Here is a 4,102-nt window from a genome sequence, read left to right as displayed (position 1 = left end):
GAACCGTCGCCGTCCCGGCATAGGCGATCAGCCCGAGGTTGATACCGGGGGTGAGCTCGCCCGCGAACTCCTTGGCGGCCGCTTCGGCCGCGGCCATCCGGTTGGGTTCGACGTCGGTGGCCCGCATCGACTGCGAGACGTCGATGACCAACATGACGACCGCACGGTTGCGCGGAATTCGGACATCGTGGGTCGGCCCGGCCATTGCAATCGTGAACAGCACCAGCGCCGACACCAGCAGGATGGCCGACAGGTGGCGCCACCGAGTGGGCTGCTTGGGGGCGACGCTTTCCAGCAGTTCCATGTTGGCGAAGCGCAGCATCCGGCGATGCCGGGCAACCTGGACGATGATGTACAGCGCCACCAGGCCCAAAACGACTAGCAGGAACAGAAAAAACCACGCGTGGGCGAACCCGGACAGCGTCATCGGCCCGAGCAACGGCAGTGTCATACCAGACCTGTCTTGGTGTGTGTGTCCGCTGACGTCACTGGCGCCCGGCCAGTGCCCCGCGCCGGCGGGATTCGACGAAGCGGACGATGTCGGCGATCCAATCCCGGTCGGTGCGCAGCGACAGCAGCGGCGCTCCGCAGCTGCGCATCGTGCGGGCCACGTCGGCGCGATGTGCGACCACCGCCTTGGCGAAGTCGTCGCGCAGCTGCGCGTCGATGGTGAACTCGCGGGTGACACCGGATTCGGCGTCTTGCAAGATGACGTCGCCGACGTCGGGCAATTCGACGTCGCGGGGATCGAGCACCTCGATGCCCAGCACCTCATGGCGCGCAGCGATCGCCCGCAGCGGACGCATCCAGTTGATCGGGCCGAGGAAGTCGCTGATGATCACGGCCATCCCGCGGCGGCGTTCCGGACGGCGCAACGCGTCGATGGTCACCGCCAGGTCTCCCCGGACCCCGACCGGCGCTTTGGGCATGGTGGCGATGGTGCGTAACAGCGTGTGCTCGTGCTGACGTCCGGAGCGCGCGGGTACCCGAGTCATCTTGTCGCCGTTGGCGATCAGCGCGCCGAGCCGGTTTCCTCCACCGCTGTTGAGGAACGTGATGGCGGCAGCGGCCGCCACCGCCAGGTCACGCTTCTCGCAGACCGTTGTGCCGAAGTCCAGGCTCGCCGACAGGTCGACCACCAGCCAGGTCTCCAGTTCCCGGTCGGCGATCATCTGCCGGACATGCGGGTGGTTGGTGCGTGCGGTGACCGCCCAGTCCATCCGGCGGACGTCGTCGCCGGGCTGATACTCGCGTGACTCCCCCGGCTCCGAACCCGGACCCGGGATCAGGCCGAGGTGGTCGCCGTGCAGCACACCGTCGAGCTTGCGTTTGACCGTGAGCTCCAGCGTCCGCAGCGCCGCCGACAGCTTCGGGTCATCGATCTGCCCCCGCTGAAACGACGGCGGATGCGTAGCCGCGGGCTGGCCCGCGGCTGAATTTGTATCGGTCACCGACCGCTAGCCGCCGCGGTTTGCATCACCGGAGGTACCGAATGGCCCTGTTGCGGAACGGCATTCACCTGCGGCATACCGACGGTCTGCAGAATCCGGTTGATGACGATCTCCGGCGAGATCTCGTCCGCGAGCGCGTCATAGGTGAGCACCAACCGATGCCGCAGCACGTCGGGAATGACCTCAACGATGTCCTGCGGGATCACGTAGTCGCGGCCGCGCACCAAAGCCAGCGAGCGCGCGCCGGCGATGATCCCTAGCGAGGCACGTGGCGAAGCACCGAACGAGATCCAGCTCTTGACGTCGTTCATCCCGAGTTGCTCGGGATAACGGGTGGCCATGACGACGCGCACCACATAGTCCACTAGCGCGTGGTGAACAAAGTTGTTCGCGGCGATCTCCTGCAGCCGCAGCAGGTCACCGGTGTTCAGGATCTGCTTGGCCTCCGGCGGCCGGACGCCCATCCGGTAGATGATCTCGCGCTCTTCCTCCGGCGAGGGGTAACCGACGTTGATCTTGAAAAGGAAGCGGTCGCGCTGGGCCTCGGGCAGCGGGTAGACGCCCTCATGCTCGATCGGGTTCTGCGTCGCCATCACCAGGAACGGGTTGGGCAGCGGGAACCTCTTGCCACCGATCGACACCTGGCGTTCCTGCATGACCTCCAGCAGAGCCGACTGCACCTTCGCCGGGGCACGGTTGATCTCATCGGCGAGCAGGAAGTTGACCACCACCGGACCGAGCTCGGTGTCGAACTCCTCCTTGCCCTGGCGGTAGATCCGGGTACCGACGATGTCGGTGGGCACCAGGTCGGGCGTGAACTGGATGCGTGCGAACGTCCCGCCGACCACCCGCGCGAAGGTCTCCACGGCCAGCGTCTTGGCCACGCCGGGCACACCCTCGAGCAGCACATGGCCCTTGGACAGCAGGCCGACCAGCATCCGTTCCACGAGCTGGTCTTGACCCACGATGATCCGTTTGACTTCGAAGATGGCTCGTTCCAGGGTGTGCACCTCGGCGGCCAGCCCGTTGCCGCCGCCGGACGGCGCCGCGTGCGCAGCAGCCGTCGGGTGTCCGCCCGAGTAATCGCCGGCGCCCGGGGGCGGCCCACCTGCTGATGTCATCGATTACCCTCCACGGCTCGATCCTCCAAAGCTCAATGAGACACGACTGCTCGCACGACGAACGTCGCGGGGCAGCGGCGTGCCCTTGCTCAACTATTCCAGGCCGCCCGGATTCCGTCGACGTGGCCGTCTCTGACGATGGGGCAGGCCCGGTGTCAGTTCTCGATGATCCGGGTCAAAAACGGCGTCATCCCCCCCTTGCGCACCGGGCTGACGGTGACTTTGCCGGCGCTGCCCGACGCCTCCAACATCTGGCCGTTGCCCAGGTAGATGGTGACGTGCTGGGTGCCGCCCGGGCCGTAGAAGATGAGGTCACCGCGCTTGGCCTGCGACGGCGGAATGTGGCGACCGGCGTTGTACTGGTCACCCGAGAACCTTGGGATCAGCACGCCGACCCCGGCAAAGCTGTACCGGACTAATCCCGAGCAGTCGAAGCCGACGGTGCCAGCGCCGGATTCCACGCCCTTGCTAGGGCCATTCAGGGTGCCGCCGCCCCACGAATACGGCACACCCATCTGCGAGGACCCGCGGCGAATCGCATACTCGACGGCCTGTCGCCCGTAGACCCGCGGTATCCCGTTGGGACTGGTGCCACTGCCACCGCCGAGGTTGATGCCAAGGCCGCCGAGGAACTGCCGTCCTAGATCAAGCGTGGTCTGGGTGGCGCTGGCGGTGGCCTGCAGCGACTGGTTGGCGATGGCGACCGGGTCTCCCGGTGCGCCCGCGCTGACTACCGGCGGCAGGGTGGGATCCCACGCCCCATCCTCGGCATTCGCGGGGCCTGCCAGACCGATCAGCAGAGCGACCGCAGCCAGAATCGGCCAGACCGGCCCGGCCCGGCGTAACCCCTTGGCATTTCTAGGCGAGCAGCGGCTAAGCCAGCGGCGCATAAATCCCTTCACGCGTCAGTACTCGATGTAGCGGACTACGTAGGGCGTCATACCGCTGGTGCGAACCGGTGCAACCCGGACTTTCAACCCGACGTCGGGCGCCTCGAGCATCTGACCCTGACCGAGGTAGATGGTCACGTGCTGACTGCCGCCGGGGCCGTAGAAAATCACGTCGCCACGGCGCATCTGCGAAGACGGAATCTTGCGGCCCAGGTTGTACTGCGAACCCGAGTAGTGCGGCAGCTTGATCCCCACCCCGGCAAACGAGTACAGCACCAGGCCCGAGCAGTCGAAACCGTTTGTATCGGAACCGGATCCGATGCCGTTACTCGGTCCGCCCGCGTTGCCACCGCCCCACGAATACGGCACGCCCAACTGCGACAGCCCGCGGCGGATCACATACTCCGACGCCTGCCGTCCATACACCCGTGGAATGCGGCCGTTGGTGAAGCCGGTGGGTGTGGGAGCCAGCCCCATCTGCTGTAGGAAGCTGCGGCCCATATTGGCGGTGACCTGCGACGAGGTCGCCGAAATCCCCAGAACCTTGTTGAGGATCGCGATGGGGTCGCCCGCGACGTTAGCGCTGGGCACCATCGGCAGCGTGGGATCCCATTCGCCGTCCCATCGACCGCCGTTGCCC

General features: G+C 66.5%; 5 protein-coding genes. All 5 read right to left on the bottom strand.

Features of this window, described 5'->3' with window-relative positions:
- Nucleotides 1-451 (bottom strand): VWA domain-containing protein (locus tag WAN71_RS08185; protein ID WP_422224845.1); only part of this gene is annotated, 451 nt, incomplete at its 3' end.
- 34 nt (nucleotides 452-485) lie between these two features.
- A complete protein-coding gene (locus tag WAN71_RS08180) occupies nucleotides 486-1,451 on the bottom strand; it encodes a DUF58 domain-containing protein (RefSeq protein ID WP_422224844.1) in 966 nt (321 codons plus the stop codon).
- Complete coding sequence (locus WAN71_RS08175; protein ID WP_422224843.1) at nucleotides 1,448-2,572, bottom strand: AAA family ATPase; 1,125 nt, start codon at nucleotides 2,570-2,572, stop codon at nucleotides 1,448-1,450. Before WAN71_RS08175 ends, WAN71_RS08180 begins: the two co-directional genes overlap by 4 nt.
- A gap of 155 nt (nucleotides 2,573-2,727) precedes the next feature.
- Nucleotides 2,728-3,462: an NlpC/P60 family peptidoglycan endopeptidase RipB gene (gene ripB, locus WAN71_RS08170; protein WP_422224846.1), complete on the bottom strand. Its 735-nt coding sequence runs from the start codon at nucleotides 3,460-3,462 to the stop codon at nucleotides 2,728-2,730.
- A 15-nt stretch (nucleotides 3,463-3,477) separates the two neighbouring features.
- A partial coding sequence (locus WAN71_RS08165; protein WP_422224842.1) for an NlpC/P60 family protein occupies nucleotides 3,478-4,102 on the bottom strand: 625 nt, incomplete at its 5' end.

Source organism: Mycobacterium sp. (genome assembly GCF_049280035.1).
In the GTDB taxonomy this organism is placed as follows: domain Bacteria; phylum Actinomycetota; class Actinomycetes; order Mycobacteriales; family Mycobacteriaceae; genus Mycobacterium.
This window is presented reverse-complemented; position numbering and strand designations above follow the sequence as displayed.